This is a genomic window from Pantoea sp. UBA5923, assembly GCF_002431095.1.
Lineage (GTDB): Bacteria > Pseudomonadota > Gammaproteobacteria > Enterobacterales > Enterobacteriaceae > Pantoea > Pantoea piersonii.
In genome coordinates this window covers 1-23,234 of record NZ_DJDN01000069.1, presented here as the reverse complement: position 1 = coordinate 23,234, position 23,234 = coordinate 1, and the positions used below count along the sequence as shown (strand labels likewise).

Genomic DNA, 23,234 nt, shown 5'->3' with positions numbered 1-23,234 from the left:
GAATCCTATGAGCACTGCAAATAACCGCCAGATCGTTCTCGATACTGAAACCACCGGCATGAACATGATCGGTGTCCATTACGAAGGCCACCGCATCATTGAGATCGGTGCGGTAGAGGTGGTTAACCGTCGCCTGACCGGCAATAACTTCCACATCTATCTGCGCCCCGATCGGCTGGTGGACCCGGAAGCGTTCGGCGTACACGGCATTGCGGATGAGTTTCTCGCCGATAAGCCGACCTTTGCTGAGGTAGCGGACGAATTCCTCGACTATATTCGCGGCGCCGAGCTGGTGATCCATAACGCGTCGTTTGATATCGGCTTTATGGACTATGAGTTTTCCATGCTGAACCGCGGCATTGGGAAAACGGAAACCTTCTGCCGGATCACCGATAGCCTGGCGATGGCGCGCAAGATGTTCCCTGGCAAGCGCAACAGCCTGGATGCGCTCTGCTCGCGTTATGAGATCGACAACAGCAAGCGTACGCTGCATGGCGCATTGCTCGACTCCGAAATTCTGGCGGAGGTCTTCCTGGCGATGACGGGCGGCCAGACTTTGCTGGCGTTCTCGCAGGAAGGGGACGGCGCGCAGCAGAATGAGAGCGAAACCATTCAGCGCATTGTACGGCCCGCTTCGGCGCTGCGCGTAGTGGCGGCGTCGGATGAAGAGGTGATGGCGCACGAGTCGCGGCTCGATCTGGTGATGAAAAAGGGCGGAAGCTGCCTGTGGCGCGGTTAACAAGGGGCGTTTCGCCGGTTAAATCAGCGTTAAGCGTAAAAAAACAGCAAACGCGCAGCGCGGCGATAAAAAGCGTTGACGGGGTTAAGAGGGGCCATTAATATGCGCCTCGTTCCCGACGGGGAACACAGCGCGGTGCGGTAGTTCAGTCGGTTAGAATACCGGCCTGTCACGCCGGGGGTCGCGGGTTCGAGTCCCGTCCGCACCGCCAACTCTTCAGAAAGGCCGATTCAGTAATGAATCGGCCTTTTGCTTTTCTGACGTTTCAATCCTTACTCTTTCTGCATCGCTACGCTACCGGCGAAAGGTTTCACCGCGCCCGCTACGCGCTCGTTGCGCGCCAGATAGCGATAGCATCCGCTGCCCAGCGCCGCGCCGATAAACCAGCTAAAGCTGGCGGCCTCATGCAGCGCCGGCACAAAGCTAATAATCAGGCCGATGCCGACCGACGGCAGCAGCGCGCAGATCGCTTTCGGGTTAAAGCCGCCGCGATACCAGTAGCGGCCCTGCGGCGTCGCGTCGAAGAGGTCGTCAACAGAGACGCGGCTGCGTTTAATCAGGTAGAAATCCGCCAGCAGAATACCAAACAGCGGCCCGATAAAGGCGCCCAGAACGTCGAGGGTATAGTGGATCAGCTCCGGCGACTGAAACAGGTTCCACGGCGTCAGCAGCACTGAGCCGACCGCGGCGATCATGCCGCCGGTGCGGAAGCTGATTTTCTGCGGCGAGCAGTTAGAGAAATCGAATGCGGGTGACACGAAGTTCGCTACGATATTGATGCCGATAGTCGCGGCGATCATGGTCAGCAGGCCGATAGCCACCGCCACATCGTTACCGACCATGCTGACGGTCTCAATCGGATCGGTGATCATTTTGCCGAACAGCGACTGGGTGCCGGAGACGATAACCACCGTCACCACGGAGAAGAGTAAAAAGTTAAAGGGCAGGCCCCAGCGGTTGCCGCGGCGAATCTCGCCCATGCTTTTGCCGTAGCGCGCGAAGTCGCCGAAGTTAAGCAGCGGCCCGGAAAAGTAGGAAACGACCAGCGCGGTGGCGGTAATCATCTGCCAGCCCTGTTCGCCTGCGCTCAGCGACTTGCTTGAGAGCGTGAAAGAGATACCGTTTAAACCAATCTTGTATACAATCCAGCCCGCCAGCGCCACCATCACCACATAGACAGCAGGGCCTGCCACATCAATAAAACGCTTAATGGCGTCCATGCCGTGCCAGAACACCATCGCCTGTAAAAACCACATCACGCTGAAGCAGCACCAGCCGAGCAGCGACAGACCCAGCCAGCTGGCATGGGTCATCGCTGCGAGCGTGGGAAAGAATTTCAGCAGCACCAGCATCAGCGCATTGGAGGCCAGCCAGGTCTGAATACCGTACCAGGCGAAAGCGATCAGTCCGCGGATTACCGCCGGTATATTCGCGCCGAAAACGCCAAACGCCTGACGACAGATAACCGCGTAGGGCACGCCCGCCATCTGGCTCGGCTTCGCCACCAGATTCGCGCACAGCTGCACGATGCAGATCCCCGCCAGCAGGCAAATCAGCACCTGCCAGCTCGCCAGACCAAGGGTAAAAAAGCTGGCAGCGACGACATAGCCGCCCATGCTGTGCACATCCGACATCCAGAAAGAGAAGATGTTATACCACGTCCAGTTCTGATGGCGCGTCGGCGCCAGATCCTCGTTGGTGAGGCGCGGACTGTAACGCGCGCGGGCTTCAGCAGCCGACGCAGAAGAATTTTTTCGAGAGTTTGGCATGAAACCTGCTCCTAATAACGATGTTTAATGGTTACAGCAACGTGAAAGGCTATTGCAGGATCTAGGCCACAATTGAAATCTTGTATACAAAAAAATATTTTCGCGTATACGATAAGCGCACGCAGCCTTTCAAGGGAGCAGGATATGAAAAGTGAAAGAGGCCAGACGCTGGCCGTCGATCGCGGGGATAAAGACGAATTTATCTTTCAGGCGTTGATGAACGCCATTGTGGAACACCAGCTGCCGCCGGGCAGCAAACTGCCGGAAGAGGCGCTGGCGGAGGTATTTGGCGTCAGCCGCACCGGTATTCGCAAGGTGCTGCAGCGCCTCGCCGCAGTGCAGATGGTGACGCTATTGCCCAGGCGCGGTGCACAGGTGGCCACGCCCGGCGTTGACGAGGCGCGCGATATCTTCCGCACTCGCGCGCTGATCGAATGCGGCAATCTGCCCGCGGTGCTGGCGCATCTGCAGCCGCCGCATCTGGCGGGACTGACGCAGCGCATTGCGCAGGAGCAGCAGGCGCATGAGGCTCGCGACGGCGCGGCGGCTATCCGTCTCTCGGCCGCCTTTCATATCGAACTACAGGCTATTGCGGGCAACCAGGTGCTGACCGAACTGGTGACGCGCCTGACGCAGCGCACTTCGCTGGTGATTGCCGCCTGGGGCGCGCCCTGGCAGCAGGGCTGCCGTTGTGACGATCACGATCGTCTGGTCGCCCATCTGCGCGCCGGCAATCTCGCCGCGCTGACCGAGGCGTTGCAGCACCACTTCGATCATATCGTTTCCAGCCTGCATTTTGAGCGCAGCGGCGAGACGCTGCCCGACTTCTCACGGTTATTTGCCGGTCATAAAGAGGTGACATCATGAGCCTGATCCAGGTGATCAATCCTAATACCAGCCTCGCGATGACGGAAACTATCGGCGCGGCGGCGCGCGCGGTGGCGGCGCCAGGCACTGAAATTATCGCGGTTTCGCCGTCGCAGGGCGTGCCCTCGATTGAAGGCCATTTCGACGAAGCTATCGCGGCGATCGGCGTGCTGGAGCAGGTAAAGCGCGGCAAAGCGCAGGGCGTCAGCGGCCATGTTATCGCCTGCTTTGGCGATCCCGGCCTGCTGGCGGCGCGCGAGCTGGCCAGCGGCCCGGTAATCGGCATCGCCGAGGCGGCGATGCACACTGCAACGCTGGTGGCGACGCGCTTTTCTATCGTCACCACGCTGCCGCGTACGCTGACGATTGCGCGCCATTTGCTGCAGCAGTACGGCTTCACCCATCACTGCGCCGCGCTGCACGCGATCGATCTGCCGGTGCTGGCGCTGGAGGATGGTTCGGGTATCGCGCAGGAAAAGGTGCGCCAGCGTTGTTTGCAGGCAAAGCAGCAGGATGGCTGCGGCGCAATTGTTCTGGGCTGCGGCGGGATGGCGACGCTGGCACGTGAGCTGACGCAGGAGCTGGGTATGCCGGTTATCGACGGCGTCAGCGCGGCGGTGAAAATGGTTGAAGCGCTGGTGGCGCTTGGCTTTGGCACCAGCAAGCATGGCGATCTCGACTGGCCGATAGCTAAACCTCTCTCAGGCGCGTTTCAGCATCTAAACTAACGTGACCTTGCCGCAATTACACAGGAACTGATGAATGGATAGTTCAGCCAAAAAAGAGTACAGCTTCAACAAAAACTATCCGCGCGATCTGATCGGCTACGGCGCCACGCCGCCGCATGCGGCCTGGCCGAACAAGGCGCGCGTGGCGGTGCAGTTCGTGCTCAACTATGAAGAGGGCGCAGAGAACAACGTGCTACACGGCGACGCCGGCTCCGAGCAGTTTCTCTCCGACATCATCGGCGCGGCCAGCTATCCCGACCGCCATATGTCGATGGATTCGCTCTACGAATATGGTTCGCGCGCCGGCTTCTGGCGCATCCACCGCGAATTCCAGAAGCGCGGTTTGCCGCTGACGGTGTTCGGCGTTGCGATGGCGCTGGCGCGTCATCCAGAGATCGTCGACGCGATCAAGCAGGCCGACTACGACGTGGTAAGCCACGGCTGGCGCTGGATCCACTACCAGTCGATGGACGCCAAAACCGAGCGGCAGCATATGCAGCAGGCGGTAGACGTCCTCACCGACCTGTTTGGCAAAGCGCCGACCGGCTGGTACACCGGGCGCGACAGCCCTAACACCCGGCGGCTGGTGGTCGAGCAGGGCGGCTTTAGCTACGACAGCGACTATTACGGCGACGATCTGCCGTTCTGGACGCAGGTCACCTGTCAGGACGGCACCGTGAAGCCGCATCTGATTATCCCCTACACGCTGGAGTGCAACGATATGCGCTTCGCCACGCCGCAGGGTTTCAATACCGCCGAGCAGTTCTTTACCTACCTGCGCGACACCTTTGACGTTCTGTATGAAGAGGGCGAAACCCAGCCGAAGATGATGTCGGTCGGCATGCACTGTCGTTTGCTGGGGCGGCCAGGGAAATTCAAAGCGCTGCAAAACTTCCTTGACCATATCCAGCAGTACAGCGACGTCTGGATCTGTACGCGTCAGCAGATCGCCGATCACTGGATCGCAACCCATCCGGCACCACAGCCCTGAAAAAACAGGGCGCGGCTGTATAGCCAGCCGCGCCTACCCGTCTGCTGCCGTTAAAAAACTGTAACCGACTATTTAGCAGAAAAATTAATGCTTCCCCTCAACCGTTAGCCTTTTGTGCGCGTCATAAAGCGCCTTACTCCGCGTTTTATTAACGTTTCATAAATGAAATAAAAATATTTCCGCAACAAAATTAATTAACAACCGTTAGGTTCCACGCCGCTCAGTGGAATGTTACATATTGCCTGCCGCCTGGTTTTCGCTTTGCGTTTATAGATATTCCGCTGAGATTTTTACTAACGGAATAAGGAATCGTTTTGATGAGCAAGCTTTCCAGAAGGAACTTTATGGCATTCGCCGCAGGCGGAACGGTGGCGCTGGCGGCAGGCCAGGTGCACGCCCACGACACCATCGCCTCCTGGCCCGCCGGTACGCCGCGCGATCCCGGCCCGCACGATCCTGCGAGAGAGGCGCAAAATCCCGATATCGTCGACCCGCCCGCCACCGACAGCGGTACGCTGCCCAACCTGCGCTTCTCTTTTAGCGACGCGCACGTTCGCAAAGGCAGCGGCGGATGGACGCGACAGGTGACGCAGCGCGAGCTGGGTATCTCGACCACCATCGCGGGCGTCGATATGCGTCTTAACGCAGGCGGCATCCGCGAGCTGCACTGGCATAAAGAGGGTGAGTGGGCTTATATGACCTTCGGCCAGGCGCGGGTTACCGCTTTTGATACCGAAGGCGGCTGGTTTGTCGACGATATCGGCGTCGGCGATCTCTGGTATTTTCCGCCGGGCATACCCCATTCGATTCAGGGACTGGGACCCGACGGCTGCGAATTTCTGCTGGCTTTTGACGACGGCAGCTTTGATGAGGACAGTACCTTTCTGTTGTCAGACTGGTTCAAACATATACCGCCCGATATCCTGGCGAAGAACTTCAGCGTGCCGGTCTCAACCTTTGCAAAACTGCCTTCGCCGGATGACGAATATATCTTTGCCGGCAAGGTGCCGGGCAGCCTGGCCTCGGACGCGATTCAGGGCGCGCCAAAATCAAAAAAAGTTTTCACGCATCATATGCTGGCGCAGAAGCCGATAACCGCGCCGGGCGGTACGGTGAGAATTACCGACTCCTCTAACTTCCCGGTTTCAAAAACCATTGCGGCCGCGCTGGTGGAGATTGCGCCGGGCGGTATGCGCGAACTGCACTGGCATCCCAATAACGATGAGTGGCAATACTATCTGGAGGGGGAGGGGCGCATGGGCGTTTTCGCCTCATCCGGTCAGGCGAGAACCTTCGACTACCGGGCGGGCGACGTCGGCTACGTGCCTTTCGCCATGGGCCACTATATTGAGAATACCGGCAAAGGGCCGCTGCGGTTTCTGGAGCTGTTCAAGAGCGACTACTATGCCGATATTTCGCTTAACCAGTGGCTCGCCAGCACGCCGCGCGAACTGGTGGCGCAGCACCTGCAGCTTGACGACGCGTTTTTGTCAGCGCTCTCGCTGCAAAAGAATCCGGTAATCAAATAACCGCCAGGGCTGGCGCTGCGCCAGCCCTGCGTAGTTGTCTGAATCCTGAAGCACCTGCGAAACCCATGGTTGTTACGGTTAAAGCAATCAGCGACAATGGCCGTTTCCATAATTTTTTCTGATGAGTGAGCGTCGTGAAGATAGCTGAACCGCGTCAGGCGAAGTGGAGAGGCACGTTGCGCACTTTTCTTGCCCGCTTCTGGCCGCATCCGCTGCCGGTGGCGAAAAAACAAATCGTTATCGCCAGTATCGGCGCTGGCCTTGGCCTGACCATTACCAGTCTGATTAGCCACTGGCTGCTGGGACAGGTCAATTTATGGTTTGTCGCGCCGATGGGCGCTTCCGCCGTGTTGCTGTTCGGCATCCCCAACAGCCCGCTGGCGCAGCCCTGGTCCATTGTCGGCGGCAATATGGTGGCGGGCGCGATTGGCGTAACCGCCGCCATAACTATTCCTTATGCTCCGCTGGCCTGCGGCGTCGCCGCCTGCCTGGCCATTGCGGTGATGTTTCAGCTGCGCTGCCTGCATCCGCCCAGCGGCGCGGTGGCGCTGACCGCCATTCTCGGCGGCGGCAACGTACATCAGCTGGGCTACCACTATATTCTGACGCCTGTGCTGCTTAACTCCCTCTGTCTGGCGCTGCTGGCGATTATCTTCAACAACCTGGCGGGCCGTCGCTATCCGCATCCGTTGGCTTCAACCGAGGCGAAGCCGGAGCCGGTCGCGATCGATGTGCCGATTACGCGTGACGATCTGCATCAGGCGCTGGAAAGCGGCCAGCTGCTGGATATTGATGAAGATGATATCCAGCAGCTGCTGCAGCGCGCCGAAGCGATTGCGGTTCAGCGCCAGGCGCAGCGCGCCCGCTAAACTCAGCTTTCGCTCATCAAACTGACCTGCGCGGCGACGATCCGCCAGCCGTCCGGCAGCCGGACCCAACTCTGCTGCTGGCGGCCAGTTTTAGTTGTGCCTTCGCGCGTGAACTCGGTGCTGCAGACCGCATACTCTTCGCCGAAGGTGGTAATGACGCTGTTACGCAGGGTGCGTGCCAGTCCGGCGGCGGGACGCTGGGCGCGAAAGGCGCGGATCTGCTCGATGCCATAGAGGTTCTCGCCCGCGCCGAGCCGTACGGTACGCTCATCGTGCCAGAAAAGGGCGTCCAGCGTATCGATATCATTACTCACCAGCGCCTGTTCGTAGCGGTGAAAAGCAGCCGTTACCTCCGCCACGACGTGCGGCAAATTAATCTCTTCAGTTCTCATTTCGTTTATCCAGACAGGTTGGCGCCAGGGTAATGCCCTGCTGCTCAAGCGCAAAGGCGACGCGCAGCGCGGCGGTTTCGTTAAAGGGTGCCGCAATCAGCTGTAGCCCGATCGGCAGGCCGCTTTTCGTCGCCAGCGGCACGCTGCACACCGGCAGCCCCAGGAAGGAGATCGGCTGCGTCAGCATGCCCATGCTGGCGCGCGAGGGCAGATCGACGCCGTTAATGCGGATGCTCTCCTGACCGATCGGCGGCGCGACGCAGGGCGTAGCGGGCGCGATCAGCACATCGAAGCGCTCGAACAGCGGCAGAACCTGCTGCTGGAAATGGCGGCGGAAGCGCTGCGCCTGCACATACCAGGCGGCGGGCAGCATCGCGCCCGCCAGCAGCCGCTCGCGCGAGGCGGGCTCGAAACGCTCCGGCGAGGCGCGCAGCGCGGGCAGATAGAGATTGCCGCCTTCGCAGGCGGTCAGGATAAAGGCCGCGGAACGCGCCAGCTCCGCTTCCGGCAGCGTTACCTCATCGCTGATATCCAGCGCCTGAGCGGCCCGCGCCAGCGCGTCGCGGGCGTCCTCGTCGCACCAGGCAGAGAAAAAGCCGCCCAGCAGCGCGCAGCGCTGGCCGCGCGCTTCCAGCCCGACCAGCGTCGGATCGGCAGGCCGGTCCGCCTGAAAGGCGTCATCGGCGTCGCGGCCCTGCAATATGTCATACACCAGCGCCAGATCTTCGACGCGGCGCGCGAAGGGGCCGATATGATCGAGGCTGCCGACAAAGGGATGACTGCCGCTGCGCGACAGGCGGCCAAAGGTCGGCTTCAGGCCGAAGATGCCGCACAGCGACGCAGGCACGCGAATTGACCCGTTGGTGTCGGTGCCGAGAGAGAAGTGCGCCAGCCCGGCCGCCACCGCCGCAGCGGAGCCGCCCGACGATCCGCCCGCCACGCGCGTCAGGTCATGGGGATTGCGCGTCGCGCCGAAATGGGTGTTCTCAGTGGTAAACCCATAGGCGTAGGCATCCATATTCAGCATGCCGGAGAGCAGCGCCCCGGCGCGGCTGAGACGCCTGATCGCCCAGGCGTCCTGCGTCGCCGCAGCACGATCCTGAAACAAGGCGGCGCCCGCCAGCGTGGTATGTCCCGCCACGTCGAACAGATTCTTCACCGCATAAGGAATGCCCGCCAGCGGCGGCAGGTTCTCGCCGCGCCGCCGCTGCGCATCGATCGCGTCAGCCTCGCGCAGCATGCGTTCGGCGGTAACGTCGGTCCAGGCGTTAATCGCCCGGTGGCGCTCAATCCCTTGCAGCGTCTGCTGCGCCACCTCGCGCGCGCTGAGATCGCCGCGCTGAATCGCCTGCTGCAGCGTCTGGAGAGAAAATTCGCTGAGGTTCATGGATGAAAGACTCCCGCCACTTCCAGCCTCTCGTCGAGAGGATACGCCATCAGCGGTGCCGCCAGCGCGGCGATGCGCTCCAGCTGAATGACCAGCTCGGCGCGGCGCGCGTCGTCCAGCTCCAGCGTCAGCAACTGCTCCATCTGCGCCAGATAGCGCGCCCAGTCTGTTGTCTGATTCATCTTATTTCTCCTGTCAGAATCCGCTTGCGCTGCCGTTGCTGCGCGGATCGCATGCGCCTTCCAGCATGCCGTTGATATGGCGCACGATAGCGCCCGCGTGACCAACCGCCTCGCTGAAATCGGGCAGCAGCTCTACCTCATGCCCCAGCTGGCGCAGTCTGGCGACCGTCTCCGGCGCGAAGCGACCTTCCAGCTTGAGCGAGTCAGATGCGTTGCCCCAGGTGCGCCCCAGCAGCCAGCGCGGCGCGCTTACCGCCTGCTGCAGCGGCATGCCCTGAATCACATGTCGGGTAAAGATCGCCGCCTGGGTTTGCGGCTGTCCGTCGCCGCCCATTGAGCCGTAGACCAGCGTGCGGCCATCTTTCAGGCGCGCGGCGGCGGGATTAAGGGTGTGAAACGGCTGCTTGCCCGGCGCCAGCGCCAGCAGATGCTCCGGATCCAGGCTAAAGGCGGCACCGCGGTTCTGCCAGGTGATGCCGGTTCCGGGGATCACCACGCCGCTGCCGAACTCGTGATAGATGCTCTGAATAAAGGAGACGGCGAGGCCGCTGCTGTCCATTACGCCCATCCATACCGTGTCGCCTGGGCCACGTCCGGTTCCCCAGGGCGCGGCCTGCGCCTCGTCAATCTGGCTCGCCAGAGTGGCGAAATGATCCAGCGTTAACAGCGACTGCGCTTCGCAGTTCATATGGCGCGGGTCGGTAATATGGCGATCGCGCAGGGCAAACGCTTTTTTCGTCGCTTCCACAATGCGGTGCACCGTCTGCGCCTCATCAGCCTGCGCCATCGCAAGATGATCGGTAATGCCGAGGATCGCCAGCGAGACCAGGCCCTGAGTCGGCGGCACCATATTCCACAGATCGCCTTCGCTGTGCGCTACGTGCAGCGGAACGCAGCGACGCGCGCGCTGCTGCTGCAGATCCGCCAGCGTCACCGGCATGCCGAGCGCTGACATCTCTCGCGCCAGGTGGCGCGCCAGCTCGCCGCGATAGAAGCTGTCGAGGCCTTGTTCGCTCAGCAGGCTGAGCGTCTGCGCCAGCGCTGGCTGGGTAAAGCGGCTGCCCTGGCGCGGCGGCTCGCCGTCCGGCAAAAAGGTGGCGGCAAATCCCGGCTGATGTTCCAGCTCGTGCCGTTTTGCGGCGGTGGCGGCCGCCTGCGACGCGGTGACCGGAATGCCGTCGGCAGCATAGCGAATGGCGTCGCGCAGCAGGCGCGGCAGCGGCAGCGATGCGCCACCCAGCTCCCGGGAGAGCGCCAGCGCCTCCTGCCAGCCGCTCACCGTCCCGGCCACCGTTAAGGCCGCTTTCGGACCGCGATGCGGGATCCTGTCTTCGCCATGGTAAAAGTCGGGATGCGCCAGCGAACCCGCCGCGCCGCTGGCGTCGATAGCCACCGGATCGCCGTTGGGCGGCAGCACCAGCCAGAAGCCGTCGCCGCCGAGGCCGTTCATATGGGGATAAACTACTGCGATGGTGGCAGCCGCAGCGACCATCGCCTCAAGGGCGTTGCCGCCGTCGCGTAGCACCGCCAGCGCGCTCTCGCTCGCCAGGTGGTGCGGTGCGACCGCCATGCCCAGCGGAGCCATATTGCTCTGAATCATATTTACGCTTCTTATCGGGTAACAGAGCGAGGATCCAAGCAAGAGCCGTTCCAGTTTTTGCGGTCGCGCACGACAGCGGTAACCTGGATCGAATTATGCTAGCTTCTGCTGAAACGAAAGTTACAGGACGACGCATGAAACAGCTCGATGAACGACTCAGAAGCCACTATCCGCAGCTTTCTCCTCAGGAGCAGCGTATTGCGGATTTCGTCTTTGACCATTTCGACGATTTGATCAGCTACAACAGCGCCGAGCTGGCGCGGCTCAGCGGCGTGTCGAAAGCCACCGTCAGCCGCCTGTTCCGACGGCTGGGCTATGACAAATATAAAGATATGCGCGACGAACTGCGTATCCTGCGGCAGAGCGGTATGCCCTTGACCGACAACCGCGACGCGGTGCAGGGCAATACGCTGCTGGCGCGCCACTATAAGCAGGAGATGGCGAACCTGACGCAGTGGGTGAACGCGCTTGACGCGCAGCAGTTTGGCGAGGCGGTGCAGCAGATGACGCAGGCGAAACGTATTTTCGTTATCGGGATGCGTAACTCCTGGCCGCTGGCGCTGCACCTGCGCCAGCAGCTGCTGCAGGCCCGTTCCAGCGTCGCCGTACTGCCGCAGCCGGGCCAGACGCTGGCGGAAGAGGTGGTGGATATTACCGCCGACGATATGGTGATCGTAATGGCGTTTCGCCGTCGTCCGCGCCTGATCCGCCCGCTGATACAGCAGCTGCAGCAGCGCGATATTCCGCTGCTGGTACTGTGCGAGCCGCAGGCGCAGTCGATGGCGGGTCTGGCGCGCTGGCAGCTTTGCGCGCCGCTCGACAGCGTATCCGCCTTCGACAGCTACGCTTCGGCGATGAGCCTGATCAATTTACTGACCAATGCGCTACTGCATGAAATGCTGTCGCAAGGTCGCCAGCGTATCCACCAGATCGCCGATCTCTATCTGCAGCTGGACGAGCTGGAGCACCGTTAAAGAGCACCTTTTTGGTGCTTTGCCTCATTTTGATCCTCCTGCGTCGGGCGGTGAAAACCCGCCTTAACTGCCGTAATTAAGCCTTCTTGCCGTTTACCTCACCTCGTACTGCATTGGCACATTAGTTGCAAATCACAATTACAAGAATCTTTTGTTTCAGGTCAACTTACCGGGGTGCATAATGAAAAAGGTATTAATGGCGGTAGCGGCGGCAGCATTATTAGCGATCCAGACCGGCAGCGCGCTGGCGGATCAGTTACAGGATATTGAGAAGCGCGGCGTGCTGCGCGTGGCGGTGCCGCAGGATTTCCCGCCGTTCGGCTCGGTGGGCACCGATCTGCAGCCGCAAGGCTATGATATCGACACCGCGCGCTATCTGGCGAAACAGATGAAACTTAAGTTGCAGCTGGTACCGGTCACCAGCGCCAACCGCGTGCCCTATCTGCAAACCGACAAGGTCGATCTGGTGATCTCCAGCATGGGTAAAAACCCTGAGCGGGAGAAGGTGATCGACTTCAGCCGCGCCTATGCGCCCTTTTTCCTTGGCGTCTTTGGGCCAAAAGGCGAGACGCTGAAAGACGCGGCGGCGCTCAGCGGCAAGAGTATTGGGGTCACGCGCGGCGCGGTAGAGGATATGGTGCTGAGTAGCCTCGCGCCGAAAGAGGCGCAGGTGAAGCGCTACGAGGATAACAACACCACGCTGTCGGCTTACCTCTCTGGACAGGTGCAGTACATCGCGACCGGCAACCTGGTGATCGCGGCGATCGCGCGGCAGAACCCGCAAAAAGCGCCGGTAGCGCAGTTTATGCTGAAAGATTCGCCCTGCTTTATCGGTCTGAAGAAGGGTGAACCGGCGCTGAAGGCGAAGATCGACGCGCTGATTGAGCAGGGCATCAAAGACGGCACGCTCAACAAGCTGTCGGAAGAGTGGCTGAAAGCTCCGCTGCCCGCCAGCCTCGGCGCATAAGGGCGCATGATGCTCGGGCAACTTAACTTCCCTGCGCTCTGGCCCTACTGGCCAGAGCTGCTTGCCGGGCTGTGGGTCACCCTTCAGCTAACGGTGCTGGCCACCGTGGGCGGCGTCGGGCTGGGGATCCTCGGCGCGGCGCTGCGCAGCGGTAAAGCGAGCTGGGCCAGCCGTCTCTGGGGCCTCTATGTGGAGATCATCCGCAACACCCCGTTCGTGGTGCAGCTCTTCTTTATCGTTTTCGGTCTGCCTAATCTGGGACTGAAGCTGACGGCGGGCGAGGCGGCGCTGCTGGCGATGCTGATTAACCTCGGTGCCTACAGCACCGAGATTATCCGCGCCGGGATTCAGGTGACGCCGAAAGGGCAGTGGGAAGCGGGACGCGTGCTGGGCCTGACGCGCGCGCAGACCTTTTTGCGCGTGGTGCTGCCGCCGTCGCTACAGCGCATTTATCCTGCGCTGGTAAGCCAGTGCATTATCGTAATGCTCGGTTCGTCGGTGGTGTCGCAGGTCTCTTATGAAGAGCTGACCTTCGCCGCCAACCTGATCCAGTCGCGCACCTTTTTAAGCTTCGAGGTCTATCTGGTGACCACGCTGATCTATCTGCTGTTATCGATCGCCATGCGGCAGGTGCTGCTGGCGCTGGGGCGTAAATGGTTTGGAGCGCAGCGATGATGACGACCTTTACCGACTGGGACATTCTGCGCAATCTGCTGCTGGCGGCGCGCTGGACCCTGCTGCTGTCGCTGACCGCCTTTGTCGGCGGCACGCTGGTGACGCTGCCGCTGCTCCTGCTGCGCCTGCTGCAGCGGAAATGGCTGACGCGGCTCATCCGCGCCTATACCGAGCTGTTCCAGGGCACGCCGCTGCTGATGCAGCTCTTTCTCGCCTTTTTCGGCGTCGGGCTGTTTGGCATCGACGTCGCGCCCTGGACCGCGGCCTCGCTCGCCCTGACCTTTTATACCAGCGCTTTTCTGCTCGATATCTGGTTCGGCAGCATCCGCGCGCTGCCGAAAGGCCAGTGGGAAGCGTCGCGCTGCCTGGGCCTTAGCTTCGGCCAGACCCTCTGGCGGGTTATCGCACCCCAGGCGCTGCGTATCGGCATCGCGCCGACGGTGGGCTTCGCCGTACAGGTGATCAAGGGCACCGCGCTCGCCTCCATTATCGGCTTTATCGAACTGACGAAAGCTGGAACCATTCTGAACAACGTGACCCTGCAGCCGTTTAAGGTGTTTGGGCTGGTCGCGCTGGGCTACTTTTTGATGTGCTACCCGCTGTCCCGCTACAGCCAGTATCTGGAGAAAAAATTCCATGCCGCTCATCACCATTAATCAGGTGCAGAAGTACTACGGCGATAATCATGTGCTGAAAGGCGTCGATCTCGATATCGAAATGGGCGAAGTGATCTCCATCATCGGCCGCAGCGGTTCAGGCAAAAGCACGCTGCTGCGCTGTATGAACGGTCTGGAGGGCTATCAGGAAGGCAGCATCAAGCTGGGCGGCATGACGATTACCGATCGCGATAGCCTGGCGCGCGACATCAGCCGTTCGGTCGGCATGGTGTTTCAGAACTTCAATCTCTTTCCCCATATGACCGCGCTGGAAAACGTGATGCTGGCGCCGCGCCGGGTGCTGAAGAAAGGCGAGGCGGCGTGCCGCGCGCTGGCGACGCAGATGCTGGAGAAAGTCGGCCTCGGCGAGCGCCTCGATTACTACCCGGCGAACCTCTCCGGCGGGCAGCAGCAGCGCGTCGCCATTGCCCGCGCGCTGGCGATGAACCCGAAGGTGCTGCTGTGCGACGAAATCACCTCGGCGCTCGATCCGGAGCTGGTGGGCGAGGTGCTGAAAGTGCTGGAGCAGCTCGCCGCCGAAGGAATGACGCTGATCCTGGTCACCCATGAGATGAATTTCGCGCGCGACGTCGGCGATCGCGTGGTCTTTATGCATCAGGGGCGCGTCTGGGAGCAGGGCAGCAGCAAAACCCTGTTCGCCGCGCCGCAGACGCCGGAGCTGAAGCAGTTTATCTCCTCGGTGCGACTCTAATTTCATAAGGAAACCAATATGGAAAACCGCTACCCGCAAATTAATCCGCCGCAGCGCCTGCTGATGGGGCCTGGCCCGATCAACGCCGATCCGCGCGTGCTGCGCGCCATGTCAACTCAGCTGATCGGCCAGTACGATCCGGCGATGACGCACTATATGAACGAGGTGATGGCGCTCTATCGCGGCGTCTTCCGTACGGAAAACCGCTGGACGCTGCTGATTGACGGTACCTCACGCGCCGGGATCGAGGCGATCCTGCTGTCGGCGATCCGGCCTGGCGATAGGGTGCTGGTGCCGGTATTCGGCCGCTTCGGCCATCTGCTGTGCGAGATTGCCCGCCGCTGCCGCGCCGAGGTGCACACCATTGAGGTGCCCTGGGGCGAGGTCTTTACGCCGGATCGGATCGAAGATGCCATTAAGCGCGTTAAGCCGCGCCTGCTGCTGACGGTACAGGGCGATACCTCAACCACCATGCTGCAACCGCTGGCGGAGCTGGGCGCGATCTGCAAAAAGTATGGCGTGCTCTTCTATACCGACGCCACCGCGTCGCTCGCCGGTAACGCGCTGGAAACCGACGCCTGGGGGCTGGATGCGGTATCGGCGGGCATGCAGAAGTGCCTCGGCGGCCCGTCCGGCACCTCGCCCATCACCTTAAGCCCGCAGATGGAAGAAGCTATCCGCAGGCGTAAATGCGTTGAAGAGGGGATCCGCACCGCCCAGCATCAGGATGGCGATGAGGAGATGATCTACTCGAACTATTTCGATCTCGGCATGATCATGGATTACTGGGGGCCGGAGCGGCTTAACCACCATACCGAGGCGACTACCGCGCTGTTCGGCGCGCGCGAATGCGCCCGTCTAATTTTGCAGGAAGGGCTGGACGCAGGCATCGCGCGCCACAAGCTGCATGGCGACGCGCTGCTGAAGGGCATTCAGGGCATGGGACTGGAAACGTTCGGCGACCTGAAGCACAAGATGAACAACGTGCTCGGCGTGGTGATCCCGCAGGGCGTCAACGGCGACCAGGTGCGCAAGCTGATGCTGGAAGATTTTGGCATTGAGATCGGCACCTCGTTTGGCCCGCTGCATGGCAAGGTATGGCGCATTGGCACCATGGGCTATAACGCCCGTAAAGATTGTGTAATGACCACGCTGGCGGCGCTGGAGGCGGTACTGACGCACGTCGGCTTCCGCGCGACGCAGGGCGCGGCGATGCAGGCGGCCTGGGATCACTACGGGAGCGGCGCATGATGATGAACGCCGCTGAGGCACAGCTGGCCGCCGAACGCGTAATGGCGCGCTGCGACGCGCTGGCGGCGATCAGCGAATCGCCCGATCACCTGACGCGCGTCTATCTCTCGCCGGAGCACCTGCGCGCTAACGCCCAGGTAGGCGAATGGATGGCACAGGCTGGCATGCGCGTCTGGCAGGATGAAGTCGGCAATATCTGCGGCCGCTACGAAGGCGCGAGCAGCGGGGCGCCCGCGCTGCTGCTCGGCTCGCATCTCGACACGGTGCGCAACGCCGGACGCTACGACGGGATGCTGGGAGTGCTGACCGCGATTGAAACCGTACAGTGGCTCCATGAGAAACAGCTACGCCTGCCGCTGGCGGTGGAGGTGGTCGGGTTCGGCGATGAAGAGGGAACGCGCTTTGGCATTACGCTGCTTGGCAGCCGCGGCATCGCCGGCAGCTGGCCGGAAAGCTGGCCGACGCACCCGGACGGCAACGGCATTACCGTCGCGCAGGCGATGGCGGATGTGGGGCTGGATGCTGACACTATTCCGCGCGCCGCCCGTGACCTTAACGCCATCGTCGCCTATCTTGAACTGCATATCGAACAGGGGCCTTGCCTGGAGCAGGCCGGGCTGGCGCTGGGCGTTGTCACCGCCATCAACGGCGCGCGTCGTCTTAGCTGCCGCTTCACCGGCGAGGCGGGCCATGCGGGTACGGTGCCGATGACGCATCGCAAAGACGCGCTGGCGGCGGCAGCGGAGTGGATGGTGTTTATCGAGGCGACGACGCGCGAGCAGGATCCGCAGCTGGTGGCGACGGTCGGTACCCTGAGCTGTGAGCCCGGCGCGGTTAATGTTATTCCCGGCGAGGTCGCTCTGTCGCTGGACGTGCGCGGCCCGGAAGATCTGCCGCTGGAACGGCTACTGTCGAGCCTGCTGACCCAGGGCGAAGCGATCGCGCTGCGACGCGGCCTGTGCTTCGAGGCGGAGGAGTATTACCGCATCAGCGCCACCGCCTGCGACAGCCAGCTGCGTCAGGCGCTGAGCAGCGCCGTAGAGACGGTGCAGGGCCGCACGCTGGCGCTGCCGAGCGGCGCGGGCCATGACGCCATCGCCATCGCCGAGCGCTGGCCGGTCGGCATGCTGTTTGTGCGCAACGAACGCGGCATCAGCCACCATCCGGCGGAGGCGGTGATGACCGATGATGTGGCGCTGGCGGTGCGCGCTTATCTGCACGCCGTGTGCCAGCTGGCGCAGCGGAGCGCGTGATGAACCTTGCAACCTTTAACGCGCTGCCTTATGACGCGGCGCAGGCCGCAATCGCCCACTGCGTGGCGATCCCGCGCTGGCAGCAGGCGCTGGCGGCCGCGCGTCCCTTTGCCTCCGTGTCGGCCTTGCTGGAGGAGGCGGAAAGGCTGACGCAGGCGTGGGACAGCGAGGATCTTGAACAGGCGCTGACGGCGCATCCGCGCATCGGCGAGCGCGCCAGCGGCGCGGACAAAGAGGCGGCGCTGTCGCGTCAGGAGCAGTCAGCGATGGGCGACGCCGACGCGGCGCTGAAGCAGGCGATGCTGGCGGGCAATCAGGCCTATGAAGCGCGCTTTGGCCGCGTTTTCTTAATTCGCGCCCGTGGGCGCAGCGGCGAAGAGATGCTGGCGCAACTTCAGCGTCGCCTGAGCCATGATGAAGAGACCGAAACGCGCGAAGCGCTGCAGCAACTACGAGAAATCACCCTGTTGCGTCTGAAGGAGAGCCTGACATGAGCACTATCACTACCCATATTCTGGACACCGCGCTGGGCAAACCGGCGGTCGGCGTCGCCGTCTCGCTTGAGCAAAATAGCCCGGAGGGCTGGCTGCCTGTCTGCGAAGGCACCACGGACAGCGACGGGCGCGTCAGCGAGTTAACGCCGGAGCCGCTCGCCCCCGGCCACTATCGCCTGACCGCAGAGATTGGCGACTACTTTGCTATGGACGGACGCGATGCGCTCTATGTCTCTGCGCAAATCGACTTTGTGATTGCCGAAGCGGGCAGCCATTTTCATCTGCCTTTTTTGATTTCGCCCTGGTCGTGGTCGACCTATCGCGGTAGCTAAATTTGAAAGCCTGCGGCTATCAATACCGTCGGTTCAGCCAAATAGTGTTTATACAAGCGTAACGTTATCGTAGCCGGGTAATCAAAAGCCAACGGAGCCGATAATGAGCACGCCAGAAAATAACGATAATGCAGCCGCCGCAGGTAAATGCCCTTTTCCACATGGCGCCACGGAAGAAAAAAGCCCGAGCGCGAGTGGAGCCGAAGCAGGTAAATGTCCTTTCCACCACGGCGCTTCCGAAGAGAAAAGCGTTCTGGCGCGCGGTGCCGGTAGCGGCACCACCAACCGCGACTGGTGGCCCAACATGCTGCGTGTCGATCTGTTAAACCAGCACTCCAGCCGTTCCAACCCGCTCAGCGACGATTTCAACTACCGCGAAGAGTTCAGCAAACTCGACTATTCAGCGCTGAAAGCGGACATCCGCGCGCTGCTGACCGACTCGCAATCCTGGTGGCCAGCCGACTGGGGCAGCTATATCGGCCTGTTTATTCGTATGGCGTGGCACAGCGCGGGTACCTACCGCACCGTTGACGGTCGCGGCGGCTCTGGCCGCGGTCAGCAGCGTTTTGCGCCGCTCAACTCCTGGCCGGACAACGTCAGCCTGGATAAAGCACGTCGTCTGCTGTGGCCGGTGAAACAGAAGTATGGTCAGAAAATTTCCTGGGCCGATCTCTATATCCTTGCGGGTAACGTCTCGCTGGAAAACGCTGGCTTCCGTACCTTCGGCTTCGGCGCCGGACGCGAAGACGTGTGGGAACCAGATATGGATGTCGACTGGGGTAACGAAACCGAATGGCTGGCGCACCGCCATCCGGAAAGCCTCGCCAATGCGCCGCTCGGCGCGACGGAAATGGGCCTGATCTACGTCAACCCGGAAGGGCCGGAAGCGAGCGGCAACCCGGCATCAGCCGCGCCGGCGATCCGCGCTACCTTCGGCAATATGGGCATGAATGATGAAGAGATCGTCGCCCTGATCGCTGGCGGTCATACGCTGGGCAAAACACACGGCGCGGGCGCCGCCAGCCATCTCGATGTCGATCCAGAAGCCTCTCCGATTGAAGCTCAGGGTCTTGGCTGGAGCAGCAGCTACGGCAGCGGCGCAGGCGCGGACGCCATTACCTCCGGTCTGGAAGTGGTCTGGACGCAAACCCCGACCCAGTGGAGCAACTACTTCTTCGAAAACCTGTTCAAATATGAGTGGGTGCAGACGCACAGCCCGGCAGGCGCGATCCAGTTTGAAGCCAGCAACGCCGACGCGATTATCCCCGATCCCTTCGATCCGGAGAAAAAGCGTAAGCCGACCATGCTGGTTACCGATCTGACGCTGCGCTTCGACCCGGAATTTGAAAAGATCTCTCGTCGCTTCCTTAACGATCCGCAGGCGTTTAACGAAGCCTTTGCCCGCGCATGGTTCAAGCTGACCCACCGCGATATGGGGCCAAAAGCGCGCTACCTCGGCCCGGAAGTGCCGAAAGAAGATCTGCTGTGGCAGGATCCGCTGCCGGCGGCGATCCATCAGCCGAACGACAGCGATATCAGCGAGCTGAAAGCAAAAATCGCTGCGTCGGGACTGAGCGTCAGCCAGCTGGTTTCCGCAGCCTGGGCATCCGCTTCAACCTTCCGCGGCGGCGACAAGCGCGGCGGTGCGAACGGCGCGCGTCTGGCGCTGGCGCCGCAAAAAGAGTGGGCGGTTAACGCCAGCGTTGTCCGCGACGTGCTGCCGGTGCTGCAGGATATCCAGCAGACCTCAGGCAAAGCCTCGCTGGCGGATGTCATCGTCCTGGCAGGCAACGTCGGGATCGAAATGGCGGCCGCGGCGGCTGGCGTGGCGGTACAGGTGCCCTTTACGCCGGGCCGCGTCGATGCGCGTCAGGATCAGACCGATGTTGAATCCTTCGCTTTACTGCAACCGCTGGCGGATGGTTTCCGTAACTATCGCCGCGTGCAGGGCGGTTCGTCGACCGAAACGCTGCTGCTGGACAAAGCGCAGCAGCTGACCCTGAGCGCCCCGGAGCTGACGGTGCTGCTGGGCGGTCTGCGCGTGCTGGGAACCAACTTCGACGGCAGCGACCGCGGCGTCTTTACCGAGCGCCCCGGCGTGTTGAGCACAGATTTCTTCGTGAACCTGCTGGATATGCGCACCGCATGGCGCGCCACCGATGAGAGCGCAGAGCTGTTTGAAGGGCGCGATCGTCAGAGCGGGGAAGTGAAGTACCACGCGACCCGCGCCGATCTGGTATTTGGTTCTAACGCCATCCTGCGCGCGCTGGCGGAAGTGTACGCCAGCAGCGATGCGCACCAGAAGTTTGTTACTGACTTCGTGGCCGCCTGGACCAAAGTGATGAATCTGGATCGCTTCGATATCTGATTGACGCATTAGCAGTCAGTAAAAAGCCGCAGCCTGAACCGCTGCGGCTTTTTTATTGTCATCGCCCTGGCCCGCGCCTTTACTGGCGCGAATTGTCAGCGCTTCCTCCGCGGGCGAGGGACATCGGCGCTTTATTGCGCCCACGTAAAATCGTCGGCGTCGCGCCAGGCCGGAAAGCGCTCGCGATAAGCGTTCAGGGCCTCCAGCGACAGCGTTGCGTCGAGCCGCGCCTGCGTAAAGGGCGCCGCCTCGCTGAGGATCTCGCCTTGCGGCGAAATAATCCGGCTGTCGCCGCTGTAGTGATGCTGGTTGCCGTCGCTGCCGACGCGGTTGCAGCCCGCCACATAAGCCTGATTCTCAATAGCGCGCGCCAGCAGTAGCGCCTGCCAGTGCAGCGCCCGTGGCGCGGGCCAGTTCGCCACATAGAGCGCCAGATCGTAGTCGTTGCGGTTGCGCGCGAACACCGGGAAGCGCAGGTCGTAGCAGATCTGCGGCAGGATACGCCAGCCGCGCCACTGCAGCACTTCGCGCGTCGTCCCTGGCTGATAGTGATGATGCTCGTCCGCCATGCGGAACAGGTGCCGCTTGTCATACTGGTGCAGCGTGCCGTTCGGCTCTACCAGCAGAAAGCGGTTCACCGCGCCTTTCTCAGTCTGGATCGCCGCGCTGCCGCCTACCAGCGCGTCGCTCGCCTCGGCGTGGCGGTGCAGCCACTCCACCACCTGCGCCTGCGGCAACGAACGCTGCGCCGCTTCCATGGCGAATCCGGTCGTGAACATCTCCGGCAGCAGAATCAGATCGCGGCCCGTCACGCCCTCAAGGACGGCATCGAAATGGCGCAGGTTCGCTTCGCCATCCATCCAGTACAGAGTTTCCTGCAAAACGGTAATCTTTAAATCTGACATAAGCGCTCCGCGGCGGCGTCCAGCGTCGCCTCCTGTTTGGCGAAGCAGAGGCGGATCAGCCTGTGCGGGAAGGGGCCGGCGCAGAACACCGATAGCGGGATCGCCGCCACGCCCACCTCTTTCGTCAGCCACTGACAGAAGCTTACGTCATCGAGATCGGAGATGGCGCTGTAGTCCGCCAGCAGAAAGTAGGTGCCTTCACACGGCAGCACCTTAAAACGGCTCTTCTCCAGCGCCTGCGCCAGGCGGTCGCGGCGCGCGCGGTAAAACGACGGCAGCTCGCGGTAGTGCTCCGGCGCGTTGCGCAGCATATCGGCAATCGCCAGCTGTGCGGGCGTATTGACCGCAAAGGTCAGATACTGATGCACCTTACGGATCTCCGCGCTGATGGCGGCGGGCGCGACGCTGTAGCCCACTTTCCAGCCGGTCATATGAAAGGTTTTGCCGAATGAGGAGGCGGCGATAGCGCGTTCGCGCAGCTGCGGATGCGCCAGTACGCTGGCGTGACCCGCCTCATCGAAGCAGATATGCTCGTAGACCTCGTCGCTCAGCACGTAAATTTCCCGATCGGCAATCGCCTGCCAGAGCGCGGCGAAATCCGCTTTACGCCAGACGGTGGCGGAAGGGTTGTGCGGCGTATTAAGGATAACCAGACGCGTTTTGCTGGAGAGCAGACGGGCGAACGCTGTCCAGTCGACGCGAAAGCCCGGCGGCTGCAGCGCGATGCGCTTCAGCACGCCTCCCGACAGCTCGACGGCAGGCGCATAGCTGTCGTAGCTTGGGTCGAAGCAGATCACCTCGTCGCCCTGACGCACCAGCGCCGTGATCGCCGCGTAGAGCGCTTCGGTCGCGCCAGCGGTCACGGTGATATCGGTTTCGACGTTGGGCCGGTAGCCATAAAGCTCAGCGGTTTTCCCGGCGATCGCTTCGCGCAGCGGCAGGGCGCCGGTCATCGGCGCATACTGATTCGCGCCCTGGCTGACGTGATGCGCCAGGCGCTCCTGCAGATAGCGCGGGCCATCGAAATCGGGAAAACCCTGAGAGAGGTTAATGGCGTTATGCTGCTGCGCCAGCGCACTCATTTGGGTAAAAATGGTGGTGCCGAGAGCGGGAAGTTTACTCTCCGGCGTCAGATTGGGCTGCGTCATGGTTAATTGCCTTAAGCGCGAATGTCGTTGCGGAGTAACCCTGTGTTGAAGCCACTATAAACAGGATGTTAATATTTGGCAATCGAGACGCTTAGACGTCTAAAACCCACGTTACAGGATGCCTGATACGCTATGTCTGCACTCTCTCCGCTCGACCAGCTGGTGGCGGCCTGCCGCTGGATTGGTGAAAAAGGCTGGGCGCCCGCCACCGGCGGCAATATGTCGGTGCGTGAAAATGACCGCTTCTGCCTGCTCAGCGAATCGGGCAAGGATAAAGGCAGCCTGACGCGCGACGACTTTATTCAGGTGGAGATCGCCACCAGCAGCGTGCCGTCCGGGCGTCGGCCCTCGGCGGAAACGGGCCTCCATACCCTGATCTACCGGCTGTTTCCCGACGCAGGCGCGGTGCTGCATACCCATACGGTCAATGCGACGGTGCTGTCGCG

The 23,234-nt window shown here is 61.7% G+C and carries 24 protein-coding genes and 1 tRNA gene; 18 read left to right on the top strand and 7 right to left on the bottom strand.

Annotated features, from left to right (window positions below):
• Positions 1 to 7: 7 nt before the first annotated feature.
• Both dnaQ and B3797_RS16145 read left to right on the top strand, forming a co-directional pair.
• Entirely contained in the window at positions 8 to 739 is a 732-nt protein-coding gene (gene dnaQ, locus B3797_RS16150) for a DNA polymerase III subunit epsilon (protein ID WP_120451124.1), read from the top strand.
• Between the two features lie 134 nt (positions 740 to 873).
• Positions 874 to 950, top strand: a tRNA-Asp gene (locus tag B3797_RS16145).
• A gap of 61 nt (positions 951 to 1,011) precedes the next feature.
• Here the strand turns inward: B3797_RS16145 and B3797_RS16140 are convergent.
• The gene (locus B3797_RS16140; RefSeq protein WP_311791596.1) at positions 1,012 to 2,508 is read right to left on the bottom strand and encodes an NCS1 family nucleobase:cation symporter-1; all 1,497 of its coding nucleotides are present in this window, start codon (positions 2,506 to 2,508) and stop codon (positions 1,012 to 1,014) included.
• Between the two features lie 144 nt (positions 2,509 to 2,652).
• Between B3797_RS16140 and B3797_RS16135 the strand changes: the two genes are divergently transcribed.
• The 5 genes from B3797_RS16135 (at position 2,653) to B3797_RS16115 (ending at position 7,492) form a co-directional block, all read left to right on the top strand.
• Positions 2,653 to 3,375 carry a GntR family transcriptional regulator gene (locus B3797_RS16135; RefSeq protein WP_311791595.1) on the top strand — a complete coding sequence of 241 codons (723 nt, stop codon included), beginning with the start codon at positions 2,653 to 2,655 and terminating at the stop codon, positions 3,373 to 3,375.
• Positions 3,372 to 4,103, top strand: coding sequence for an allantoin racemase (gene hpxA, locus B3797_RS16130; protein WP_311782221.1), 732 nt, complete (start codon positions 3,372 to 3,374; stop codon positions 4,101 to 4,103). The genes B3797_RS16135 and hpxA overlap by 4 nt, the downstream gene beginning before the upstream one ends.
• 34 nt (positions 4,104 to 4,137) lie before the next feature.
• Positions 4,138 to 5,094, top strand: a complete 957-nt coding sequence (gene puuE / locus B3797_RS16125; RefSeq protein WP_311791594.1) for an allantoinase PuuE — start codon at positions 4,138 to 4,140, stop codon at positions 5,092 to 5,094.
• Between the two features lie 317 nt (positions 5,095 to 5,411).
• The gene (locus tag B3797_RS16120; RefSeq protein ID WP_311782219.1) at positions 5,412 to 6,623 is read left to right on the top strand and encodes an oxalate decarboxylase family bicupin; all 1,212 of its coding nucleotides are present in this window, start codon (positions 5,412 to 5,414) and stop codon (positions 6,621 to 6,623) included.
• A gap of 140 nt (positions 6,624 to 6,763) precedes the next feature.
• Positions 6,764 to 7,492, top strand: a complete 729-nt coding sequence (locus B3797_RS16115) for an HPP family protein (RefSeq protein WP_311782268.1) — start codon at positions 6,764 to 6,766, stop codon at positions 7,490 to 7,492.
• A 2-nt stretch (positions 7,493 to 7,494) separates the two neighbouring features.
• Here the strand turns inward: B3797_RS16115 and hpxZ are convergent, their stop codons facing one another.
• Genes hpxZ through B3797_RS16095 form a run of 4 tightly spaced genes read right to left on the bottom strand, consistent with a single transcriptional unit; the run spans position 7,495 to position 11,053 of the window.
• Positions 7,495 to 7,884: an oxalurate catabolism protein HpxZ gene (gene hpxZ, locus B3797_RS16110; RefSeq protein ID WP_120451131.1), complete on the bottom strand. Its 390-nt coding sequence runs from the start codon at positions 7,882 to 7,884 to the stop codon at positions 7,495 to 7,497.
• Entirely contained in the window at positions 7,874 to 9,271 is a 1,398-nt protein-coding gene (locus tag B3797_RS16105) for an AtzE family amidohydrolase (RefSeq protein WP_311791593.1), read from the bottom strand. Before B3797_RS16105 ends, hpxZ begins: the two co-directional genes overlap by 11 nt.
• The gene (gene hpxX / locus B3797_RS16100) at positions 9,268 to 9,453 is read right to left on the bottom strand and encodes an oxalurate catabolism protein HpxX (protein ID WP_311791592.1); all 186 of its coding nucleotides are present in this window, start codon (positions 9,451 to 9,453) and stop codon (positions 9,268 to 9,270) included. Before hpxX ends, B3797_RS16105 begins: the two co-directional genes overlap by 4 nt.
• Before the next feature lie 13 nt (positions 9,454 to 9,466).
• Positions 9,467 to 11,053 (bottom strand): gamma-glutamyltransferase family protein, encoded by a 1,587-nt coding sequence (locus B3797_RS16095; protein WP_311791591.1) that lies wholly within the window; start codon positions 11,051 to 11,053, stop codon positions 9,467 to 9,469.
• Between the two features lie 134 nt (positions 11,054 to 11,187).
• Here B3797_RS16095 and hpxU point away from each other — a divergent pair, with 134 nt between their 5' ends.
• The 10 genes from hpxU to katG all read left to right on the top strand — a co-directional run bounded on the left by hpxU (position 11,188) and on the right by katG (position 20,735).
• On the top strand, positions 11,188 to 12,027 hold the full coding sequence (hpxU, locus tag B3797_RS16090; RefSeq protein WP_126689182.1) for a MurR/RpiR family transcriptional regulator HpxU: 840 nt from the start codon (positions 11,188 to 11,190) through the stop codon (positions 12,025 to 12,027).
• A gap of 181 nt (positions 12,028 to 12,208) precedes the next feature.
• Positions 12,209 to 12,994, top strand: coding sequence for a transporter substrate-binding domain-containing protein (locus B3797_RS16085; protein ID WP_311791590.1), 786 nt, complete (start codon positions 12,209 to 12,211; stop codon positions 12,992 to 12,994).
• A 9-nt stretch (positions 12,995 to 13,003) separates the two neighbouring features.
• On the top strand, positions 13,004 to 13,669 hold the full coding sequence (locus B3797_RS16080) for an amino acid ABC transporter permease (RefSeq protein WP_120452811.1): 666 nt from the start codon (positions 13,004 to 13,006) through the stop codon (positions 13,667 to 13,669).
• A complete protein-coding gene (locus B3797_RS16075) occupies positions 13,669 to 14,325 on the top strand; it encodes an amino acid ABC transporter permease (RefSeq protein WP_311782267.1) in 657 nt (218 codons plus the stop codon). Before B3797_RS16080 ends, B3797_RS16075 begins: the two co-directional genes overlap by 1 nt.
• Positions 14,306 to 15,037, top strand: coding sequence for an amino acid ABC transporter ATP-binding protein (locus B3797_RS16070; protein WP_311791589.1), 732 nt, complete (start codon positions 14,306 to 14,308; stop codon positions 15,035 to 15,037). Before B3797_RS16075 ends, B3797_RS16070 begins: the two co-directional genes overlap by 20 nt.
• An 18-nt stretch (positions 15,038 to 15,055) precedes the next feature.
• Positions 15,056 to 16,288, top strand: coding sequence for an alanine--glyoxylate aminotransferase family protein (locus tag B3797_RS16065; RefSeq protein WP_311791588.1), 1,233 nt, complete (start codon positions 15,056 to 15,058; stop codon positions 16,286 to 16,288).
• Positions 16,285 to 17,541 (top strand): allantoate amidohydrolase, encoded by a 1,257-nt coding sequence (gene hpxK, locus B3797_RS16060; protein ID WP_311791587.1) that lies wholly within the window; start codon positions 16,285 to 16,287, stop codon positions 17,539 to 17,541. The genes B3797_RS16065 and hpxK overlap by 4 nt, the downstream gene beginning before the upstream one ends.
• Positions 17,541 to 18,035, top strand: a complete 495-nt coding sequence (uraD, locus tag B3797_RS16055) for a 2-oxo-4-hydroxy-4-carboxy-5-ureidoimidazoline decarboxylase (protein WP_311791586.1) — start codon at positions 17,541 to 17,543, stop codon at positions 18,033 to 18,035. Before hpxK ends, uraD begins: the two co-directional genes overlap by 1 nt.
• On the top strand, positions 18,032 to 18,367 hold the full coding sequence (gene uraH, locus B3797_RS16050; RefSeq protein WP_126689188.1) for a hydroxyisourate hydrolase: 336 nt from the start codon (positions 18,032 to 18,034) through the stop codon (positions 18,365 to 18,367). The genes uraD and uraH overlap by 4 nt, the downstream gene beginning before the upstream one ends.
• Positions 18,368 to 18,470: 103 nt before the next feature.
• Positions 18,471 to 20,735, top strand: a complete 2,265-nt coding sequence (katG, locus tag B3797_RS16045; protein WP_311791585.1) for a catalase/peroxidase HPI — start codon at positions 18,471 to 18,473, stop codon at positions 20,733 to 20,735.
• Between the two features lie 131 nt (positions 20,736 to 20,866).
• Here the strand turns inward: katG and B3797_RS16040 are convergent, their stop codons facing one another.
• Positions 20,867 to 21,640 carry an amidohydrolase gene (locus tag B3797_RS16040; RefSeq protein WP_311791584.1) on the bottom strand — a complete coding sequence of 258 codons (774 nt, stop codon included), beginning with the start codon at positions 21,638 to 21,640 and terminating at the stop codon, positions 20,867 to 20,869.
• Positions 21,628 to 22,788, bottom strand: a complete 1,161-nt coding sequence (locus B3797_RS16035; RefSeq protein WP_311791583.1) for a pyridoxal phosphate-dependent aminotransferase — start codon at positions 22,786 to 22,788, stop codon at positions 21,628 to 21,630. The genes B3797_RS16040 and B3797_RS16035 overlap by 13 nt, the downstream gene beginning before the upstream one ends.
• A gap of 132 nt (positions 22,789 to 22,920) precedes the next feature.
• Between B3797_RS16035 and B3797_RS16030 the strand changes: the two genes are divergently transcribed.
• Positions 22,921 to 23,234 (top strand): class II aldolase/adducin family protein (locus tag B3797_RS16030; protein WP_311791582.1); only part of this gene is annotated, 314 nt, incomplete at its 3' end.

What these genes read in the sequence shown, in the direction of transcription:
- dnaQ (WP_120451124.1), top strand. Translation starts at nt 8, where the DNA reads ATGAGCACTGCAAATAACCGCCAGATCGTTCTCGATACTGAAACCACC.
- B3797_RS16140 (WP_311791596.1), bottom strand. Translation starts at nt 2,508, where the DNA reads ATGCCAAACTCTCGAAAAAATTCTTCTGCGTCGGCTGCTGAAGCCCGC.
- B3797_RS16135 (WP_311791595.1), top strand. Translation starts at nt 2,653, where the DNA reads ATGAAAAGTGAAAGAGGCCAGACGCTGGCCGTCGATCGCGGGGATAAA.
- hpxA (WP_311782221.1), top strand. Translation starts at nt 3,372, where the DNA reads ATGAGCCTGATCCAGGTGATCAATCCTAATACCAGCCTCGCGATGACG.
- puuE (WP_311791594.1), top strand. Translation starts at nt 4,138, where the DNA reads ATGGATAGTTCAGCCAAAAAAGAGTACAGCTTCAACAAAAACTATCCG.
- B3797_RS16120 (WP_311782219.1), top strand. Translation starts at nt 5,412, where the DNA reads ATGAGCAAGCTTTCCAGAAGGAACTTTATGGCATTCGCCGCAGGCGGA.
- hpxZ (WP_120451131.1), bottom strand. Translation starts at nt 7,884, where the DNA reads ATGAGAACTGAAGAGATTAATTTGCCGCACGTCGTGGCGGAGGTAACG.
- B3797_RS16105 (WP_311791593.1), bottom strand. Translation starts at nt 9,271, where the DNA reads ATGAACCTCAGCGAATTTTCTCTCCAGACGCTGCAGCAGGCGATTCAG.
- hpxX (WP_311791592.1), bottom strand. Translation starts at nt 9,453, where the DNA reads ATGAATCAGACAACAGACTGGGCGCGCTATCTGGCGCAGATGGAGCAG.
- B3797_RS16095 (WP_311791591.1), bottom strand. Translation starts at nt 11,053, where the DNA reads ATGATTCAGAGCAATATGGCTCCGCTGGGCATGGCGGTCGCACCGCAC.
- hpxU (WP_126689182.1), top strand. Translation starts at nt 11,188, where the DNA reads ATGAAACAGCTCGATGAACGACTCAGAAGCCACTATCCGCAGCTTTCT.
- B3797_RS16085 (WP_311791590.1), top strand. Translation starts at nt 12,209, where the DNA reads ATGAAAAAGGTATTAATGGCGGTAGCGGCGGCAGCATTATTAGCGATC.
- B3797_RS16080 (WP_120452811.1), top strand. Translation starts at nt 13,004, where the DNA reads ATGCTCGGGCAACTTAACTTCCCTGCGCTCTGGCCCTACTGGCCAGAG.
- B3797_RS16075 (WP_311782267.1), top strand. Translation starts at nt 13,669, where the DNA reads ATGACGACCTTTACCGACTGGGACATTCTGCGCAATCTGCTGCTGGCG.
- B3797_RS16070 (WP_311791589.1), top strand. Translation starts at nt 14,306, where the DNA reads ATGCCGCTCATCACCATTAATCAGGTGCAGAAGTACTACGGCGATAAT.
- B3797_RS16065 (WP_311791588.1), top strand. Translation starts at nt 15,056, where the DNA reads ATGGAAAACCGCTACCCGCAAATTAATCCGCCGCAGCGCCTGCTGATG.
- hpxK (WP_311791587.1), top strand. Translation starts at nt 16,285, where the DNA reads ATGATGATGAACGCCGCTGAGGCACAGCTGGCCGCCGAACGCGTAATG.
- uraD (WP_311791586.1), top strand. Translation starts at nt 17,541, where the DNA reads ATGAACCTTGCAACCTTTAACGCGCTGCCTTATGACGCGGCGCAGGCC.
- uraH (WP_126689188.1), top strand. Translation starts at nt 18,032, where the DNA reads ATGAGCACTATCACTACCCATATTCTGGACACCGCGCTGGGCAAACCG.
- katG (WP_311791585.1), top strand. Translation starts at nt 18,471, where the DNA reads ATGAGCACGCCAGAAAATAACGATAATGCAGCCGCCGCAGGTAAATGC.
- B3797_RS16040 (WP_311791584.1), bottom strand. Translation starts at nt 21,640, where the DNA reads ATGTCAGATTTAAAGATTACCGTTTTGCAGGAAACTCTGTACTGGATG.
- B3797_RS16035 (WP_311791583.1), bottom strand. Translation starts at nt 22,788, where the DNA reads ATGACGCAGCCCAATCTGACGCCGGAGAGTAAACTTCCCGCTCTCGGC.